Origin of the sequence: Paenibacillus guangzhouensis (assembly GCF_009363075.1) — a bacterium.
GTDB classification, from domain to species: Bacteria; Bacillota; Bacilli; order Paenibacillales; family Paenibacillaceae; genus Paenibacillus_K; species Paenibacillus_K guangzhouensis.
In genome coordinates, this window is record NZ_CP045293.1 from 5080082 (window position 1) to 5099372 (window position 19291).

The 19291-nt window shown below is 47.8% G+C and carries 12 protein-coding genes and 4 riboswitches; of the genes, 6 read left to right on the top strand and 6 right to left on the bottom strand.

What is annotated here, in order from left to right:
• The first annotated feature begins 1 nt into the window (after window position 1).
• Together GCU39_RS22860 and GCU39_RS22865 are read left to right on the top strand one after the other, a co-directional pair.
• Window positions 2-925 carry a proline dehydrogenase family protein gene (locus tag GCU39_RS22860; protein ID WP_152395591.1) on the top strand — a complete coding sequence of 308 codons (924 nt, stop codon included), beginning with the start codon at window positions 2-4 and terminating at the stop codon, window positions 923-925.
• A gap of 66 nt (window positions 926-991) precedes the next feature.
• Complete coding sequence (locus tag GCU39_RS22865) at window positions 992-2737, top strand: sigma-54 interaction domain-containing protein (protein WP_152395592.1); 1746 nt, start codon at window positions 992-994, stop codon at window positions 2735-2737.
• A gap of 115 nt (window positions 2738-2852) precedes the next feature.
• On the opposite strand, the gene GCU39_RS22870 is transcribed toward GCU39_RS22865, so the two are convergent.
• Window positions 2853-4310 carry a catalase gene (locus tag GCU39_RS22870; RefSeq protein WP_152395593.1) on the bottom strand — a complete coding sequence of 486 codons (1458 nt, stop codon included), beginning with the start codon at window positions 4308-4310 and terminating at the stop codon, window positions 2853-2855.
• Window positions 4311-4542: 232 nt separating this feature from the next.
• Window positions 4543-4755 (bottom strand): cold-shock protein, encoded by a 213-nt coding sequence (locus tag GCU39_RS22875; protein ID WP_152395594.1) that lies wholly within the window; start codon window positions 4753-4755, stop codon window positions 4543-4545.
• A gap of 305 nt (window positions 4756-5060) precedes the next feature.
• Here GCU39_RS22875 and GCU39_RS22880 point away from each other — a divergent pair, with 305 nt between their 5' ends.
• Both GCU39_RS22880 and GCU39_RS22885 read left to right on the top strand, forming a co-directional pair.
• Window positions 5061-6728: a sulfatase-like hydrolase/transferase gene (locus GCU39_RS22880; protein ID WP_227793302.1), complete on the top strand. Its 1668-nt coding sequence runs from the start codon at window positions 5061-5063 to the stop codon at window positions 6726-6728.
• 108 nt (window positions 6729-6836) lie between these two features.
• A complete protein-coding gene (locus GCU39_RS22885; protein ID WP_152395595.1) occupies window positions 6837-8063 on the top strand; it encodes an MFS transporter in 1227 nt (408 codons plus the stop codon).
• 55 nt (window positions 8064-8118) lie between these two features.
• Here the strand turns inward: GCU39_RS22885 and GCU39_RS22890 are convergent, their stop codons facing one another.
• The 3 genes from GCU39_RS22890 to GCU39_RS22900 form a co-directional block, all read right to left on the bottom strand.
• Window positions 8119-8355, bottom strand: coding sequence for a DUF6953 family protein (locus GCU39_RS22890; protein WP_152395596.1), 237 nt, complete (start codon window positions 8353-8355; stop codon window positions 8119-8121).
• 15 nt (window positions 8356-8370) lie between these two features.
• Window positions 8371-8889: a hypothetical protein gene (locus GCU39_RS22895; RefSeq protein WP_152395597.1), complete on the bottom strand. Its 519-nt coding sequence runs from the start codon at window positions 8887-8889 to the stop codon at window positions 8371-8373.
• A gap of 197 nt (window positions 8890-9086) precedes the next feature.
• On the bottom strand, window positions 9087-9908 hold the full coding sequence (locus GCU39_RS22900) for a protein-glutamine gamma-glutamyltransferase (protein ID WP_152395598.1): 822 nt from the start codon (window positions 9906-9908) through the stop codon (window positions 9087-9089).
• Window positions 9909-10200: 292 nt separating this feature from the next.
• A riboswitch (cyclic di-GMP riboswitch) is annotated at window positions 10201-10290 on the top strand.
• Window positions 10291-10379: 89 nt separating this feature from the next.
• Window positions 10380-10469: riboswitch (cyclic di-GMP riboswitch) on the top strand.
• Window positions 10470-10558: 89 nt separating this feature from the next.
• Window positions 10559-10648, top strand: a riboswitch (cyclic di-GMP riboswitch).
• A 53-nt stretch (window positions 10649-10701) separates the two neighbouring features.
• On the opposite strand from GCU39_RS22900, the gene GCU39_RS22905 reads away from it, so the two are divergent.
• A complete protein-coding gene (locus tag GCU39_RS22905) occupies window positions 10702-11349 on the top strand; it encodes an anthrax toxin lethal factor-related metalloendopeptidase (protein ID WP_152395599.1) in 648 nt (215 codons plus the stop codon).
• Between the two features lie 59 nt (window positions 11350-11408).
• Here the strand turns inward: GCU39_RS22905 and GCU39_RS22910 are convergent, their stop codons facing one another.
• Entirely contained in the window at window positions 11409-16997 is a 5589-nt protein-coding gene (locus tag GCU39_RS22910; protein WP_152395600.1) for a MucBP domain-containing protein, read from the bottom strand.
• A 71-nt stretch (window positions 16998-17068) separates the two neighbouring features.
• Window positions 17069-17155, bottom strand: a riboswitch (cyclic di-GMP riboswitch).
• A 510-nt stretch (window positions 17156-17665) separates the two neighbouring features.
• Here GCU39_RS22910 and GCU39_RS22915 point away from each other — a divergent pair.
• Window positions 17666-19216 carry an ABC-F family ATP-binding cassette domain-containing protein gene (locus tag GCU39_RS22915; protein ID WP_152395601.1) on the top strand — a complete coding sequence of 517 codons (1551 nt, stop codon included), beginning with the start codon at window positions 17666-17668 and terminating at the stop codon, window positions 19214-19216.
• The last annotated feature ends 75 nt before the right edge of the window (window positions 19217-19291 follow it).

Consider the following 19291-nt stretch of genomic DNA (forward strand, 5'->3'; position numbering starts at 1 on the left):
CATGGACATCGGTACAGAACTATACCGCAAAACACTGCTAACGATCGCCGGCAATCGGCTCGTTGAACATTGGTCGCTCAAGTACGGTAAGAAATTGGCGAGTAAATTCATCGCTGGCGATACGCTGGCTGAAGCATTGACACAAATTGAAGCGCTGAATCAGAAAGGCATTATGGCAACGCTGGACCACCTCGGGGAAGGCATTCGCCACTTGGACGAGGCCGCGGGATATCGGGAGGAATATGTGCGGCTCGTGCAAGGCATTTCGGACCGCGGGGTGAACTCCAACGTCTCGCTGAAGCCGACGCAGATGGGGCTCGCGCTCGATCCCGAGACATGTTATGACAATATTCGCGCCGTCGTGACCGAAGCGGCAAAGCATGACAATTTCGTTCGCATCGATATGGAAGATACACCGTTCACACAAGCGACGATCGATATCGTGCGACGGCTGCATGCCGAGGGGCTTACGAATGTCGGGACTGTCATTCAAGCCTATCTCTATCGCTCGCTGGATGATGTGGAAGCGATGATTCAAGAAGGCATCCGCCTTCGCCTTGTCAAAGGAGCCTACAAAGAACCGAGTACCGTAGCGTACCAGAACGCAACCGATGTCATTACGAATTTCAAGAAGATGATTCAAATGCACCTCGATCAACACATCTATACGGCTGTAGCCTCCCATGATGATACGATGATCCATTGGGTCAAAGACTACGTGCAGCAACAAGGTATTTCCAAAGACGCCTTCGAGTTCCAGATGCTCTATGGCCTGCGCATGAGTGAGCAAATGAAGCTTGCCCAAGAGGGTTATCGCGTTCGTTGTTATGTCCCGTACGGTGTGATGTGGTATCCGTATTATACGCGCCGACTAGCCGAGAAGCCCGCCAATCTAATGATGGTGCTCAAAAATATGTTCAACTAAATAGAGGAAGATCAGGTATAATCCATATATTAGGATATTCGTTCTTCTATATGGGAGGTCACCCGATTGAAGCATCATCTGCCGTGTCTCGAATCATTGATCCATACCTCATTCATATGCATATCAGCTGATCATAGCGAGTCCCAGCCGATACAGCCTATCGCTCAGCAAGATGGCGGACCTGTGTTCATGCAAGCGGGCTCGCAATACTACTATGTGGCAGCATCCCACGAGCTGCGGGATGGTGCCTTGGAGCCATCTTTCGTCAAATTGCCTGTGGAAGCGCTTCCGGTAAATATGCCTCTGGAGGAGGCTATCACCCGATTCAACTGTTCCGCTTATCTTCTTGTGGAATCAGAAGATCAGGTCATCGGCTACGTATCGGCTGCGGAGGTGCTGCAATCGGTAATGCGATCCTACCGCATCCTGGACGCGTACTATCAGACAACCTTGGCGACGATCGACCCGGATATGGCGATTACGCTCATTAACGAAGCCCAAGAGGTCGCTGTGTGGACGGCTGGCGCAGAACAGATCTTCTCGATCCAGAGCCAAGAAATTATCGGCAAGCCCGCGACGTCATTTTTCCCGGTCGATCGTCTGCAGTCCTTGAAGACCCTCCAGACCGGCGAATCGGTCTATAAAATGCAGCATCAGCCGCGCCAAGACCTGTTCGTGCTCATCAATGCGAATCCTGTGAAGCTGGACGGGGAGATTATCGGCGCCGTCGCCGCAGAATCGGACATTACAGCGCAAATTCGGCTTCATCAAGAGATGCTTCATATGTCGAGCAAGATGCATCATCTGCAACGGGAGATGGAGATGCTTAGCCCATCGCCCGATCCATTCTCGCCGATCAAGGGTACGAGCCGCACGATCAAGAGCTGCATCGACACGATGCGGAAGGTCAGCCAGACGAAGGCTACCGTACTCATTCAAGGAGAGAGCGGCACAGGAAAAGAGCTATTCGCCAAGGCCATCCATGATTCCCGCGAAGACCAAGATGCTCCTTTCATCGCGATCAACTGCGGCGCGATCCCCCCTGCGCTGTTCGAGAGCGAGCTGTTCGGATACGAGAAAGGCGCCTTCTCCGGCGCCGATCCCCGCGGGAAGAAAGGACAAATTGCCCTTGCGAACGGCGGAACGCTCTTCTTGGACGAAATTGGCGAAATGCCGCTTGAGATGCAGGTGAAGTTGCTGCGCGTGCTGCAGGAGAAGAAGTATTTCCCGATCGGCGGCACGCAGATGCGCAGTGCCGATTGTCGCATCATCGCCGCGACGAATCGCGATCTGAAGAAGATGATTGCGGACGGGAAATTCCGCGAGGATCTCTATTATCGCTTGAATGTCCTCTCGATGGAGATCCCTCCGCTGCGGCAGCGCAAGGAAGACATCTATGATCTTACGCAGTCGTTCCTCCATGAATTCTCGCTCGTGTATGGGCGGCATATTCAAGATATTCCACCGGAGGTTATTCGATATCTGGTGCAATACGATTGGCCCGGCAACATCCGCGAGCTGCGGAACACGATTGAGCGGCTTGTTATATTCGCAACCGACGGTATGATCAAGACGGATTATTTGCCAAGTGCTCTATATCAAGAAACCGCACGCCCTGCCGAAGCATCGTCATCCGCACCTATGGACAGGCATCTTGGCGTACATGCCTATCAAGAGACGATGGATGCCTTCGAACGAAATCTCCTGCAGCAAGCCTTAGAGGAGGTTCAAGGCAATAAACTCGAAATGGCGAAGCTGCTCGGCGTCTCGCGTGCGACATTGTACAATAAGCTGAAACGTTTTGGACTATAACTGATTAAGTGTCTAAAATTTTAAACAGTATTTCGCTAAATGTGTCTAATATCATAGACAAACACAAAAAGACCTCCACTCGCGCCGTCATTGATGCGAATGGAGGTCTATTACGTTATGATTGCATGTGTTGGAGATACGGTGCCAGATCCACTTTAAGCCCTTCGGCCAGTCGCTTCCCAAGCTCCGCATCAGCACGATAGAAGTTACAGATCGCAAGCAGCTTCGTCTGATCCGCAACCGAGGAGAGGTCAGCCGTTAAGTTCTTCACGAGGGCATCCTGTTCCGCAGCCGAATAACGATTCCATACTTGGCCAGCCTGACCGAAATTATTCGTCTTCTCAATCGTCTTCCGCAGCGCCTCGCCATGAACCGGGTATGGCACATCATTGTATGCTGGATCTTCTTTTGGCGTATGTTGATAGCGGTTCGGTTCATAATTAATATGATCCTTCTGCTGACCATGCGCCATCGCGCCATCCCGCTGGTTATTATTCACCTGCGCGAACGGGCAGTTGATCGGCAATTGCAAATAATTCGTACCGATCCGGTAACGCTGCGTATCGGAATAAGAGAATAACCGACCTTGCAGCAGCTTATCTTCCGAAGGCTCAATACCAGGAACGACAACGCCAGGATTGAATCCGACTTGCTCCGTCTCCGCGAACACATTCTCCGGGTTCTTATTGAGTGTCATTGTGCCCACAAGCTGGTACGGTATATCTTCCTCGAACCAATCCTTCGTCGGATCAAGCGGATTAAAATCAAAGTTATCCAGGTCCGCAGGATCTAGCACTTGCACGTATAAATCCCATTCCGGGAATTCCTGCCGCTCAATCGCTTCGTAGAGGTCGCGGCTCGCATGATTGAAGTCCTTGCTCTGAATTTCAGCCGCTTCTTCCGCCGACAAGTTCTTAACGCCTTGCTTCGGCACCCAGCGCAGCTTCGTATAGACCATATTGCCGTATGCATTGATCCACTTGAACGCATGGACGCTTGAACCGCGCATATGACGGTAACTCGCTGGAATACCTTCATCCGTAAAGAGATGCACGAGCATATTCGTCGATTCTGGACTCAGCGACATGAAGTCCCAATACCGGTCCGGCGTCTGCAGATTGTTCCGTGGGTCTGGCTTCAAGGAATGCACCATATCTGGGAATTTCATCGCATCGCGAATGAAGAAGATTGGCAAGTTGTTGCCGACGAAGTCGTAGTTCCCTTCTTCGGTATAGAATTTGATCGCGAACCCGCGCGGGTCGCGGAGTGTCTCTGGGGAGTGCTGTCCATGAATGACCGTAGAGAAACGAACGAATACAGGTGTTTCTTGACCTTCCTGTTGCAGAAATGCCGCTTTGGTGTAACGCCTCATACTGTTCGTCACTGTGAATACGCCATGCGCCCCGGCACCACGTGCATGCACGACCCGCTCAGGTACCCGTTCACGGTCGAAATGCGCCAACTTCTCGAGCAGCTGATAATCTTCGAGCAACGTCGGCCCATGCTGCCCCGCTGTCCTAGAGCTCTGATTATTACCGATCGGAACACCTTGATTCGTTGTTAATTTGGTCATAAAAACGCCTCCCTTTATGTAATATGATAGTAGTCAGAACCAATCAAGAATCATAACCCCATTGTATGATAGTTGATAATTAAAATCAATACTAAATTATAATAATTATAAATAATAACGATAAGGAAAGGGACAAACCTGCGCTGATCTGACGATCGTACACATGGCATTGTCCCTTTCGCATACAAAAAAGCCGACCCATCGGTCGGCTCTATTTCATTACGTTATCGTCTTATTGTTTGGATTGCAGCGGGCTTGTATTCACCAATACGGCTAGCTTTCTCTCGCCCTTCTCCATAACGGATTGACATTGGGGGCATGTCGGCTCTGTTGAAAAAGCAAAATTATCTCTCATCCAACCATTGCATTTCTCATTGGTGCACGACCAAATAGCTGTTACTTCCTCAGGAATCTCATCCATTGGCTTTTTCCGTGAATTGTACATGTCCATCCCTCTTTCTATCCAGGATTATCAAGCTTATAATTGCCCTGAACCATCGGTCACAGGAGTTAGTTCTCGAGCCACTCCCTTAATATGGCCTGACCTCCGATTTTTAATAAATAAAAATTCACATATTACACAAGGTTATCCACGCCTTCCATCATAACCCTCTGCAATATGTGAATTCAGGTCAAATATCAATACAGTTCCATCTTACCACTTCTGGCACATAATAGCAACGAATACTTTCCAGATCTTAGCGTCATTGAATATCGCTTCGAAAAATAGTCTTAATCCAAAGGAGCTGAATGAACGAGATGATGCAGAAGCGGCCTAATTTCTTAGTTTTTATCGTTGATGAGCAGCGTTACCCTCCCGTGTATGAGAGCGCGGCCCTGCGAAACTGGAGCAAGAACAATCTCGTGACGCAGACATATCTGCGCGAGAATGGCGTCGAACTGCTCCGCCATTATATCGGGAGTGCGGCATGTTGCCCCAGCCGAGCGACCATGTTCACCGGCCACTATCCTTCGATGCATGGCGTCTCCCAGACGAACGGGATTGCCAAGAGCGCCTTCGACTCGGATATGTTCTGGCTGAACACCAATACAGTCCCGACAATGGGCAATTACATGCGTGAAGCCGGCTATCAGACGTATTACAAAGGGAAATGGCATATTTCGTATGAGGATATCGTCGTCCCGGGGACGCACCAGGATGTTCCCAGCTATGACCCTAACAACGGCGTCCCTGTTCCACAGATGGAGTCCCTTTATGCGCAAGCAGGACGCCTCGAGAGCTACGGTTTCTCCGATTGGATCGGACCTGAGCCGCATGGGCGCAACCCGCGGAATTCTGGATCTTCAGCTGCAGGCGGGGTCAGCGGACGAGATGTCGTCTATGGATCCGAAGCCGCCAGGCTCATTGAAGCGTTGGATCAACAATCTTATCCTGCGGAGGATCGTCCACCTTGGCTCATCGTCGCCTCCTTCGTCAATCCGCACGACATCGTGCTGTATGGCTCCCTCACGGAACATATTCCTGCATTCAACTTCGAAGTGGATGACGGCGTACCGATGGTGGAACCCCCACCGACCGTGCTCGAGTCCTTGCATACGAAACCCCGCTGCCAGGCCAGCTATCGCACCATCTATCCTCAAGCATTGCAGCCTATTCTTAACCCACCCTTCTATTACAGGCTCTATTATCAATTGCAGAAAAATGCCGATGAGCAGATGCAGAACGTGTATGAAGCATTAGCACGCTCTTCGTTCTACGACAATACGATTGTGATATTCACATCAGATCATGGCGACCTGCTCGGCTCGCACGGCTATCTACACCAGAAGTGGTACGCAGCTTATGAAGAGATACTTCACGTCCCCTTCGTCATTTATAACAAGAAGCTCTTCCCAAACTCGAAGCAGCTTGACGCATTAACCAGCCATCTCGACCTGCTCCCTACCATGCTAGGATTAGCGCAAGCGAATGTCCCTGAGATCCAAGCGCGCCTGAAGCGAACATTTACGGAAGTTCATCCCTTCGTCGGCCGTGATCTGAGCTCCTATCTATTAGGGCATTCTGTGCCGCCGAACCATCCCGTCTTCTTCATGACGGATGACGATGTCATGCTTGGACAGCATCAGGTCAGCGCCTTGGGCAGACCCTATCCTTCCGTTGTTCAGCCCAATCATATCGAGACCGTCATCACTTGGCTGGATACGAAGAGTGCAGATGGGAATACGACGAAAATGCTATGGAAATACGCTCGATATTTCGACCCGAACTCAGCGAGCAGCAGCACTCCCGTCCCCGAGGAGTTCGAATTATATAACTTAAGCGTAGACCCTTTAGAAATCCGCAACTTAGCTCACACTGCCTTCGCAACTTCAGATAGTCGGCACATTCAAACCCAAATGATGCTTCTATTAGATCAAGAAAGACAGACGAAACGTTTAACCCCAGCAACCGTTTAAGTTCTCCGATTCATAATTTCTTTTGCGTAAAGCCTTGGATCCTTGAGGGTGCTTTTGGTAATATTCATGTATAGAGAATGCAGAATGTGATGAAATGGAGCATAGTACATGAACAGATTAGCAGCCTTACGCGAGCCCTCTACGCGTAAATTATTATTCAGCGCAGGCCTGAGCTGGTTATTCGATGCCATGGATGTTGGCATGGTGTCCTTCATCATTGCTGCGATTGCCGTTGACTGGCACCTTGGCGCGCAGCAGATCGGCCTTGTCGCGGCCATCAACTCGATCGGGATGGCTGCCGGCGCAGCGGTAGCTGGAACTTTGGCAGATCGATACGGCCGCAGGTCGATCCTCATCTGGACGCTATTGATTTTCTCCGCGGCCAGCGGATTATCAGCACTCGTATCCAGCTTCGTCGCACTATGTATTTTGCGATTCATCGCAGGATTCGGCCTTGGCGGGGAACTCCCCGTTGCTTCGACACTTGTATCCGAATCTGTACCACCGAAGGAACGAGGCCGGGCCGTTGTGCTCCTCGAGAGCTTCTGGGCCTTTGGCTGGATCTTATCGGCATTGATCGCTTACTTCGTCATTCCGGATTACGGCTGGCGCATTGCCTTCGTGATCAGTGCATTGCCTGCCTTCTATGCCCTTTACCTTCGCCGGGCGATTCAAGATTCGCCCCGTTACACGGCGGCAGTACAGCAGAAGCCACTGCCGTTCCGTCAGCGTGTCGCGTCCGTCTGGTCGGCGAAGTATCGCCGTTCTACGATTACCCTGTGGATTCTATGGTTTACCGTCGTCTTCTCCTACTACGGCATGTTCCTCTGGCTCCCGACGGTCATGGTGATGAAAGGTTATGATCTCGTTAAGAGCTTCCAATACGTGCTGATCATTACGCTTGCACAATTGCCAGGGTATTTCACGGCTGCGTATTTCATCGAGAAAATCGGCCGAAAATTCGTACTCGTAACGTATCTGGTCCTAACGGCTGTAAGTGCGATTTGGTTCGGGATGGCCTCTTCCGAAGGCATGCTGATTGCAGCAGGAATTTGCCTATCCTTCTTCAATCTCGGCGCATGGGGCGGGATGTATGCTTATACGCCTGAGCTCTATCCGACAGAGGTACGCTCCACGGGCGTTGGACTTGCTGCTTCCTTTGGGCGCATCGGCGGCGTGATCGGCCCTTATCTGGTCGGCATGCTCGTCGCTCGAGAGACAGCGATGACGACGATCTTCACCATCTTCTTCGTTGCAATTCTCCTCGGGGCGCTCGTCGTCTTGTTCTGGGGACGCGAGACCAAGGGAATCGATCCCGATAGCCCATCAGCGTAATCTAATGCAATAAAAAGGCTTCCTCCGATACTGAATCGGAGGAAGCCTTTCATCTTTACGTCCAAGCCCAGAAGAAACCATCGCGATCCCACGCGACCCTGCCCTTATGCAGCTTGCGAAACGCCTTCTTTACTTCTTTCTCCAGTGAAGCATTTCCGTTCTCATTCACAAAAACAAATTGCTCGCCAAAATGCGTCCGTACGTATGCAATAGCATCGGTTTGATGCAATGTCCCCTTGAACTCAATTTCATCGACCATCCATTTGGCAACAGTCTGCGGTGTCACATCCATGTTGTTCATCGCTCCTTATTTCGCTGCGCGAGCAAATCCTTCTTCGATCAGATATTCCACAGCTTCCTCGTACGATTCGAATACCGTATCGAGATCTTTGCCTGCGAAAATATACCACATCTGATCCTCGTCTTCAAATTTCAATTCCAGCACCTGGCTCTTCGCGTTCGTCCAACGCTCTTCATTCGCTTTCTCATTGGTAGTCGGAGCTGGCGCATCCGATGCCTCGGTATTCCCAGCTGCACGGCGCACCCCTTTCCACGTCAAGGAACGAATCGATGCCTCAATGAGCGTGCGAATTTCTTCCGCAGACATATCGCGAATGTTCACCAGCCCGCGATCATCCACGTCATAACCGGTTAGATACCCGGCATAGACGAACCCATTGCCGTTCGGGTGCAAGTGATAAACGACGGTCTTTTTATCAAACATACTTTCCTCGAAATGATAATTTACACGTTTCATGGATACATTTTTGCGTTCCAATTCAGGGAATGAATCGGCAATCGCAAGCTTTTCTTCAAAACTAAGCATATATCGTCGGCCTCCGCATGGCTATTGTAGTAAGCCTCATTATACCACAAGCACCGGATAATCCTAACCCCGCATGATATCTATCCATAACGTCTCCCGGAACAAGGTAGGTGACACACCGGTTCCGGTTCAAAAAAACACCCCCATCACCCGAAATGCAGGCATGGAGGTCTGGCCAATCATATATTTGCGTGTGATTAATAATAATACATCGTCTGCGATCCGATCTGGGCGACGAACGGGTTCCACGCTTGCTGTGAGAACGCCTGGGCTGCATAACCATTCGAGGATAAATTGCGTATGGACTCAAAGTCCGGATGCACGACTAAATCTGCCTGGAAGGCCTCTCTTGTGCTGAACGGCTTCCGCTTCTCATTCAAGGCCGCCAGAATTTCTTCCGACGACTTGAGCCCAATTCCATGACCAAAATATAGATTCGGACCCATGGCGATCGCATTCTCACCTCGCCACTCCGGTCCTTTCGGATCAAAATCCGGGTTCTCGAAATATACCCCATCCCCGAGATACGCTTCGTTCTTATCCTCCGTGACGACGAGCGGTAGATAGTTGCTGGCATGCCAGTCTCGGAGATATAGATTTTGGAAATACTTATTAAACTCGTCGTCTCCGATCATTTCCAGTACTGCTTTATAGAATAGAATCATGATCGCTGTTGAGCATTCAAACCCATAGTATTCACCATGCTCGAATATATCTCGAATCCCATCTGCGGGCTGAACATTTCCTTTTAACCGGAATCCACCATTCGGTGTTCGTGTCCAATATCGTGGGTTAGCGAACGATTCCCGAAAAGGCGAAAACCTAGCGTAGCTTGCGTTCAAGGCATTGGCTGCCTCCACGATTTTACTCCTCATTTGCATTTCATAGACTAACGCTTCCCTCGAAGGGTAATTATAAGTTACCGGGCTGTTCTCCTTCGCCTTTACAATACTTCGCTCCATCCGCGTCAGCGGCAAACTACTGGCTTCTTGTAAAGGTTTCCCCGAAATAAGTATCACGGCTTCTCCTCCAGACTCGTTTATGATGACACCGTCCTAGGTTATTGTACGTATTCTGGGCCGAAATCGTGCATGGTTCTTTCCTTCGTTCTAGTTCTATTAGACTAGTAAAATTCTCGCATGTTCCCACTGGTGATAGCGCTTTTTTGCGAAATCCGACTTTTTCTTCCTAACACCTTCCATTTCGCCTGTCGAAACCCTTATTTTCACCAAATTTTGAGAATTTTCTTATTGACTATTTGATAGAACAAGACTACTATAGTGATAGATTCATAGAACTTATTTCCTATTAAAATGATAAAGGCAAAGCCGTCGAAAGATGGTGACGCAAAGCTATAGGGGCTAACGCGAGGAACACTCGCCATGCCAGCCAGTTACCGACATAGAAGTACAACGTTATTCGCGTTGTGAACCCTTCTTATTTCGGTAAGAAGGGTTTTTTACGTACAACAATTTCATATGTCAACTCCGTATTGACAAAGGCAAACCCATCGAGAGATGGCGACGCAAAGCTATAGGGGCTAACGCGAGGAACACTCGCCATGCCAGCCAGTTACCGACATAGAAGTACAACGTTATTCGCGTTGTGAACCCTTCTTATTTCGGTAAGAAGGGTTTTTTACGTACAACAATTTCATATGTCAACTCCGTATTGACAAAGGCAAACCCATCGAGAGATGGCGACGCAAAGCTATAGGGGCTAACGCGAGGAACACTCGCCATGCCAGCCAGTTACCAATTCTAAGCTAACGCACTCGGACGAGGACGTTCTGCTTGCCAAGGAGTGTTCGTGATGAAACAAACTAAACTCGTGCTTATGACGTTAATGGTGCTAATGGTTATTGTACTACTCCCTACTCATACAATTCACGCACAAGGCACACTGCCTGATCAATTGGTCGTGCTGCCAACAGGCGATTATAATGCAAAAGAAGCAAATGCGATGATGGAGCGCCTAGAGAAAATTCCTGCTCCGATCTTAAAAACCCTCGCGGATAAAGGCGTTAAAGTAAAATTAACCAACGATATCATTACCAAGGAGCCTGAACTCAATTACCTCAAAGGCGTAACGCCAAGAGGCTGGGAAGGCACAGGACTTACATGGGATGACGTACCCGGCGTCAGCGAGAAAGTCGTCGTGGTCCGCATTGGCTACAGTAAAAAAGGCCATGGTCACAACTCGTACAACCTTGAAATCCATGAGACGTTGCACGCGGTAGACCGATTCGTATTTAACAACGTAAGCGACTCGCAAGACTTCAAGGACGTCTTCAATAAAGAAGCAGCGAACAACTACCATGACGGTTATGTATCGGCTTACCCTGCCGAGTATTTCGCAGAAAGCGCAAGCTTGTACCTCTACAATGATACAACACGTGAAGAGCTGAAGAAGGACGCTCCGCTTACATACGATTTTATGGACAAGCTATTTAATCAATAAGATAGAAAAGCTCCCCTCTGATCATCAGAGAGGAGCTTTTGTGTTATAACTCGAACTTCTTATTCAGGATACACGTGCTTCGGCTTGATTTCGTTCCAAGTCTCGGTGTCATCCTCATTCCTTGTGTAACCATGGTAGTTCGTCGCTTCGATGACATCGGTGTAATACCATTTGTTCACCGAATTATCTGGCCACATTTTCGCATCTTCATGGATGCCTTTGACCTTCACTTTACGGTTCAAGACGCTGTTGATAAATGCCATTGCTTCTGCGCGTGTGATGTATTGGTTCGGTTTGAACGTGTTGTCATCATAGCCTTTGATCCAGCCTTTGTTCGCTGCAGAGACAATGTATTTCTCAGCCCAATGTCCTTTGATATCCGTGAACATTTCGTTTTTCTTCTCATCCAATTTGTCGAAACGGGATGCAATCGCTGCGAATTCTGCTCTCGTAATCTGTTGACTTGGCTTGAACGAACCGTCTTGGTAACCTGTAATGATGCCAGCATTCTCCATCGTTGCGATATGCTTGCTCGACCAACGCTTCTGCTCAACATCTTTGTAAGAGCTGATCTGCTTCATGTACTCATTGCGTGACTCATCATCCATCAGACGATAGAAGATCGCCGCAACCTCTTCACGGCTGATCAGGTTCTCAGGCTTAATCATGCCATCTGGATAGCCGTTGATGTAGTTGAAATGCTTATCCTTTTCCAATTGCGGTGGAACTGGAGGCAATGGTGGTACCGGTGGCAATGGAACAGGCGGCAACGGTGTTGTCGTCGATGGCGTCGATGGGCCTGTTGGATCTACAGGAGGTGTCGTCGTGTTCTTCGTGTAGAAGAATGTGAGCGTTTGACCTTCTTGATCCGTAAACGTGTAATCCTGCTGTGCCTTTTCCGCCGTGTAGCCTACTACTGGTGCAGCGTTAAGCTTAACGGTAACGCCCGCTTTCCCAGTTACACTGCTTGCTGTTGCCAATTCTTTGTTCGTGCCCTTTTCTAGATACTTCACAGTAACGTTGTGGTCTTTCTCGACCGGTGTATTAACTTTAACGTAGCGAATTTCCAACGTCTGGTCTGGTTTGTCTGTGAAGGTGTAAGTGTATTCTGGTTGTTCTGGTTTATACGTAATACCATCTTTTGTGATCGGTTCTGGCTTAATCGTGATGGTTGTACCTGTCTTACCTTCTTTAACCTCTACGTTCAATTCAACTTTCTTATCTCCATCCACGTACACATGGTGAACCGTTACTTTTTGGAGATCTTCCACGTTTCCTTTGTTGTAGTAGAATGTGTATTGTTGTAATTCTTCTGCTGTTACTGGGTATTCAAACTCGAAATTCTCTGGCAAATAGACGGCATCCGATACCGAGATTGTCTTAGCAACCAAGTGAAGGTTCTTGCCTACTTCTCCTTCATGGGTTGTTGGATCTTGCAGAGGAAGATCTGTCTCACGGTCAACATAGTTCACGGTAACCGTACGTTTCTCAGCAGGTACATCATTCTTGGTGTAGAAGAATGTGTGTGTCTGCTGATTGCCGTTCGCGATCTCGTACTTCCACTCTTCAATAACAGCCGTGAATCCTTCTACAAACACTGATTTAATCATTTCGCCATCAGCAATATCTTCTAATAGCTTTTCTGAAGCCAGAACATTTTCTGTTCCTTGCTCAAGATATTTCACGAGAAGAGTGCGCTTTGGAACAACAGCATCTTTCGTGTAGTAGAAGATCGCTTCTTGCGCTGCATCCGCAGTGAATGTGTACTCGATCGTTCCTTGCTCTACTGTGTAACCAGGGATTGCTAACGCTGTTATCGTTGTCGTCTTACCTGTTACACCGTCTACATTTGTTGCTTCTTGAAGTGGTTTATCCGTACCTTTTTCAAGGTACTTTACTTTTACGGTTTGTTTATTAGCTGTGTAGTAGAACACTGCTTCTTGCGTTTCATTCGTATTGAATGTGTATTCAATCGTTCCTTGCTCTGCCGTGTAACCAGGGATTTCCAACGCTGTTATCGTTGCTGTTTGGCCTGCCACACCATCTGCACTTGTTGCTTCTTGAAGCTGTTTATTTGTACCTTTTTCTAGGTACTTCACGATTACGGTTTGTTTATTAGCTGTGTAGTAGAACACTGCTTCTTGCGTTTCATTCGTATTGAATGTGTATTCAATCGTTCCTTGCTCTGCCGTGTAACCAGGGACTTCCAAAGCCGTCAACGTTACTGTTTGCCCTGCCACACCATTTGCACTTGTTGATTCTTGAAGCGATTTATTCGTGCCTTTCTCGAGGTACTTCACTGTTACGCTTTGCTTATCTGCTGTATAGTAGAAAACTACTTCTTGGTCGGCACTCGCAGTAAACGTGTATTCAATTGTTCCTTGCTCTGCTGTGTAACCAGGGATTGCTAACGCCGTTATCGTCGTCGTCTTACCTGTTACGCCATCTACTTTTGTTGCCTCTTGAAGCGGTTTATCCGTACCCTTTTCAAGGTATTTCACTTTTACGGTTTGTTTAGCTGCTGTGTAATAGAAAGTCACTTCTTGCTTGGCATTCGCAGTAAACGTGTATTCAATCGTTCCTTGTTCTGCCGTGTAACCAGGGATTGCCAACGCTGTTATCGTTGTCGTCTTACCTGTTACGCCATCTACTTTTGTTGCCTCTTGAAGCGGTTTATCCGTACCTTTTTCAAGGTATTTCACTTTTACAGTTTGTTTAGCTGCTGTGTAATAGAAAGTTACTTCTTGCTTGGCATTCGCAGTAAACGTGTATTCAATCGTTCCTTGTTCTGCCGTGTAACCAGGGATTTCTAACGCTTTTATCGTTGTCGTCTTACCTGTTACGCCATCTACTTTTGTTGCCTCTTGAAGCGGTTTATCCGTACCTTTTTCAAGGTACTTCACCATTACAGTCTGTTCATCCGCTGTATAGTAGAAGATTTGCTCCTGTCCTGGTTCCGCTGTATAAGTATAGCTGATCTCTTTTTCCTCTGGTGTATATCCAGGGACGGTTTCAGCTGTTAGCTTGATTTTCTCGCCTGTCACGCCTTTTTTATCAACTGGTGCATGAAGCACTTTGTTAGTGCCTCTCTCCACATACTTCACTTTCACGGTTTGCTCATTGGCTGTGTAATAGAAGACATGGCCTTGATCTGCATTCGCTGTAAAAGTAAAGTCAAACTTCGCCTCTTCAGGTGTATATCCCTCGATTGAAGCTGGCTTCAACTCAACAGTCTTGCCTGTTACGCCAGCGATTTTAATAGACTCTACTAACTCTTTATTCGTACCTTTTTCAAGATATTTCACAATCGCCGTTTGGTTCCCCGCAGAGTAGTAGAAAATCACTTCTTGCTTAACATCTGCATTAAATTTATAATCGATGATTTCTTGTTCAGCGGTATAACCTGCGATTTGCTTGGCTTGCAATGCAATCGATTGCCCTGTTTTTCCGTCTTTTACAACGGAATTAACCAGATCTTTTTTCGTTTCCTTATCCACGTATCTAACCGTTACCGATTGCTTTTTAGCTGTATAGTAGATAACTGTTTCTTGTTTCGCTTCTGCACTAAATGTATAATCAACCGTTGCCTTATCAGCAGTATACCCTGCAATTGGGTCTGCCTGAAGCGTAATTGTCTTGCCTGTAGCTCCTTCTTTTACGACAGCATCCTTTAACTCTTCTTTTGTGTCCTTATCTACATATTTCACTGTTACAGACTGCTTATCAGCTGTGTAATAGAAGGTATATTTTTGGTCTTTCGCAGCTGTAAAGGTATAAGTGTCACTTGATTTCTCAGCCGTGTACCCTGGGATTGGTTTCGCATTCAGCGTAACTTTTTGTCCTGTAATACCCTCTTCCACGGATGTACCAAGTTCCTTGTTCGTTCCTTGTTCAACATAGAATACCGTTACACTCTGCTCAGCAGCCTCGTAGTTAAATGTTACAGTAACGTCTTTCTTCGGCATTGAGCCTGTCACTTGATCGCCCGTTACCGTCAATCCGCTATCCGCGCTGAGCGTCACGTTCTTCAGCTTATAGCCATCAAACGCTTTGCCTTTTACATCTATAGACTCATCTTGTAGTTTTTTCTCTTCTAAGGCTTTGTCGAGCTCAACATCTCCGGCTTTGTATTCTACTTTGAAGTTATATGGAGCCTTCGCATATCCGAACCAAACGATTGGGTTAGGCTCGCTATAAGTTAGTGTTACATCCTGCGGGCTATTGCCCTTTTTCAGAACATAATCTCCCATATCCTTAGCTGGAACAGAATACTTCTTATTAATATCCAGCGCGTCACTGCCGTTTTGTTTAAACGGTTCGCTATATAATTGCGCTGCAAGATCTGGCCTTTCAACCGCAACGCCATCTTCGTTAATCGGAGCGCCATCCGCGTTGACGAGATAACCTTTGACCAAGATCGAACCTTTACCAAAGCTTACTTTCGGTACTTCGAAATCTTTGGATGTTGGTTTGCCATTAACATCATCATAACTCATCGTTGTCTTGCCATTGGTTGGATACAATGTATTCGGATCCGGATTCTTGCTTGCATCCAACTTCACTGTGTATGTCATGGTTGCTGGCGTGCCTTCGACAATGTTGCCGATTTCCCAAGTAATTGTCTCGCTAGTTGCGTCCCACTTCGTTGTCCCTTGCGAAACATCAGGTCCTTTGGTCTTATCGAACATCGCGCCCATTGGGTCAGTTACAATCGCTTTTTGTGCTGCATAAGAAATTTTACTGGATAATTCCGTGAATACTTTTTCTAATTCAGAGCTGCTAGATGCGTAGTAACCGCGATTCTGACTGTATCTCAGTACGTTTGTCGCATTGCTATTGTTCCCTACTTCTAGTCCGATAGAATAAATGTCAAATTTTTGATCATGTGCTAATTTAGCCTCTGATACTGTGCCAATACCATTATTATCAACCCAATATTTATTTTTTCCTGAACCTATCGAATATTCATAATCATTCAGGTAATAATCATTTCCATATCCAATGATTTTCCCATAATTAAACTCTTGAAGTGCTTTAGTAAAAGAATTACCCACAGGCGATGCATAGTCTACTACTTTAGAAGCCTTATAGCTGTATGTTGGTTCTCCATCGCTCAAAAGAACAATGACTTTATTTTCTGCGGTACTTTTCTTCAGAAGTTCACTTGCACTATGAATCCCTGCTTGAATATTTGTACCACCATCAGCCTTAATATTCCCGATTGCAGTCTTTAGTGCTTCCTTTTCGCCAACACCCTTAAAATCCGATACATTGGTTACGTCTCCCGAAAAAGATACAGCAGCAATTCTTGTCGCCGAATCTTTGACAAGCAATCGATCGACGAAACTCTTCGCTGATTCAATCGCTTTGGTCATCCGCGTACCTTTCATACTACCGGACCGGTCAATGACCAACACCACGTCCGAACTGCTCTTGATGTTCTTCCCTTCTACCGTCAGGGTCACTTTCCATTCCCCTGGGGTTCCTGTCGGCTCCGCTTTCTTGGTCAGATTAACCGCACCAGGATTCGGCCATACGAGATCGTTCGAACCCGCTGCAGAACTCGCCGGTATCGTGCCGGGAATGAATCCTGTCAATACGGACACGATGAATAACCACGTGACTACAAGTCTAAATCCTCGTCTCATGTCTACCTCCTATGAATTTATAATCTCAGCTCCTTGGAAACGCAAAAAGTCCGACTGCAATAACGTCTGTTAACTGCAGCCGGACGATCATAAGTCAAAGACCCGTAGACTCCGAAGCTTTGCGACCTAACCTTTCGATTAGTGTGCCGAAATATAAAATTCTTGTAGTTGCAGATGGACATATGTAGGTCTTAAGTAGGATAAAGGAACTATTTACATTGACTAATATATGTCACGATCAGGCGCAAAGTCAATTGATTTTGAAATTATTGAATCTAAAGTTATTTTAAACTAACGGTGTTCTTGTTGGTTGACTCATCCAAATGAAATTGCATATACTATAGAAGTAACAACTAAAATGAATTGCATGAGGTGGAAAGGATATGGAAATTTTGTCGACTGTTCTTAGAAGAGATTTACCTTAACACGGGAGAAGTCTGCCCATTTTTACCGTTAAGCGAATCGAAGAACAGTAGATAAAAAGCCAATCCCTTTCTTACGAAACGAAACCGATATAATCGTAGGCAAGGTGTATTCACCTTGTCTTTTTTGTATATATCATCAAGAAAAAACAACGATAATTTCGTTCATACCACAACAGAAGAGGGCCTACTCTGCTGTTCTCTCGATTCAGCCGCATCAGCTCAATTGAAGAGGAGAGAACAACCATGAGTTTATTAAGTATTGAAGAAGTTACCCATATGTACGGAGATAAATTGAATTTTCGGGAGATCAGCTTCCGCCTGCTGCGCGGAGAGCATGTCGGTCTCGTCGGTGGTAATGGCGCCGGGAAGTCCACCCTGCTCCGTCTGCTCGCAGGCGAGATCTTGCCGGATGCTGGCCGCATCGATTGGATGCCGCAGGTCAAGGTCGGCTATCTGCAGCAGCACATCCACCTGCAGCCCGGTATGACAATCGCAGCCTATCTGCAGAGCGCATTCGCGCATTTGTATGCGATCGAGCGGCGTATGATCGAACTCGCCGAGTCCATGGCCGAAGCAGGCGATCAGCTCGATGCCCTACTAAGGCAATATGGCGAGATGCAGCATCAGCTTGAATCGTCGGATTTCTACCAGCTTCAAGGCCGCGTGGAAGAGGTCGCTGCTGGCCTTGGCATCCTAGACCTCGGCCTGGAACGCGACGTCAGCAAGCTTAGCGGCGGCCAACGGACGAAGCTCCTGCTCGGCAAGCTGCTGCTCGAAGAGCCGGATGTACTGCTCCTCGACGAGCCGACGAACTATCTGGACGACGCGCATATCGCATGGCTGACAGGATATTTGAAGAGCTATGAGCATGCTTTTATCGTCGTGTCCCACGATGAACATTTCCTGAATGAGATCACGACGATCATCTATCATCTCGAACATCAGACCTTGCGACGCTATCCGGGCAATTACAACCATTTTCTGAAAAGCCATGAACTAAGCCGACTGCAATTGCAGCAGACCTATGATCGGCAGCAGCAAGAGATCACAAGACTGGAAGGGTTCATCAATAAAAATCGCATCCGTAAAGCCAAGCAGGCAAAAAGCCGGGAGAAGGCGCTCGCGCGAATCGACCGTATCGACAAACCAACAAACGGGCCTCAGCCGCGATTCAGCTTCGAGGTACGCCAGAATCCCGTCACCCACGTCATTACAGCCAAAGGGATACAAATCGGCTACTCGACACCGCTCATCGCGCCCGTCAATCTGGAAGTGAAACGCGGGGACAAAATCGCGATCATCGGGCACAACGGCATCGGAAAATCGACAATGCTGCGCACCTTGCTCGGATTGATGCCGCTAATGAATGGCACGCTGCAGATCGGGGATAACGTAAAAGCCGCCTATTTCGCACAGGAGAACATCGCTTCCGACCAGACGCCGCTAGAACGGCTATTAGCCTTCCGGACGGACCTGACGCAGCAGCAGATTCGCAAGATGCTCGCGATGCCGGGCCTAACGGAGAAGCATATCCGGCAACCGCTGCGCCATTTGAGCGGCGGCGAGCAAGCTAAGGTACGCCTCTGCGAGCTGATGCTCACAGAGAGCAATGTGCTTGTGCTCGATGAGCCGACGAACCATCTGGATGTACGGTCGAAGGATGCTTTTCGCGAGGCGTTAAAGGCTTATCCGGGCACAATCCTGCTCGTATCCCATGAACCGGAGTTCTACAAAGATTGGGTGACGCACGTATGGCGTGTCGAAGATTGGTGCCGAGGTGCAATCAAGACGTAATTGTCTCAGAAAAATAAAACAAGAAGAACCTGCAGGAATCCTTCGATATCGAAGGGTTCCTCACAGGTTCTTTTT

Coding starts and splice junctions, on each gene's coding strand:
- GCU39_RS22895 (WP_152395597.1), bottom strand. CDS start 8,889: ATGCTTAGTTTTGAAGAAAAGCTTGCGATTGCCGATTCATTCCCTGAA.
- GCU39_RS22905 (WP_152395599.1), top strand. CDS start 10,702: ATGAAACAAACTAAACTCGTGCTTATGACGTTAATGGTGCTAATGGTT.
- GCU39_RS22885 (WP_152395595.1), top strand. CDS start 6,837: ATGAACAGATTAGCAGCCTTACGCGAGCCCTCTACGCGTAAATTATTA.
- GCU39_RS22910 (WP_152395600.1), bottom strand. CDS start 16,997: ATGAGACGAGGATTTAGACTTGTAGTCACGTGGTTATTCATCGTGTCC.
- GCU39_RS22880 (WP_227793302.1), top strand. CDS start 5,061: ATGAACGAGATGATGCAGAAGCGGCCTAATTTCTTAGTTTTTATCGTT.
- GCU39_RS22890 (WP_152395596.1), bottom strand. CDS start 8,355: ATGGATGTGACACCGCAGACTGTTGCCAAATGGATGGTCGATGAAATT.
- GCU39_RS22915 (WP_152395601.1), top strand. CDS start 17,666: ATGAGTTTATTAAGTATTGAAGAAGTTACCCATATGTACGGAGATAAA.
- GCU39_RS22870 (WP_152395593.1), bottom strand. CDS start 4,310: ATGACCAAATTAACAACGAATCAAGGTGTTCCGATCGGTAATAATCAG.
- GCU39_RS22860 (WP_152395591.1), top strand. CDS start 2: ATGGACATCGGTACAGAACTATACCGCAAAACACTGCTAACGATCGCC.
- GCU39_RS22875 (WP_152395594.1), bottom strand. CDS start 4,755: ATGTACAATTCACGGAAAAAGCCAATGGATGAGATTCCTGAGGAAGTA.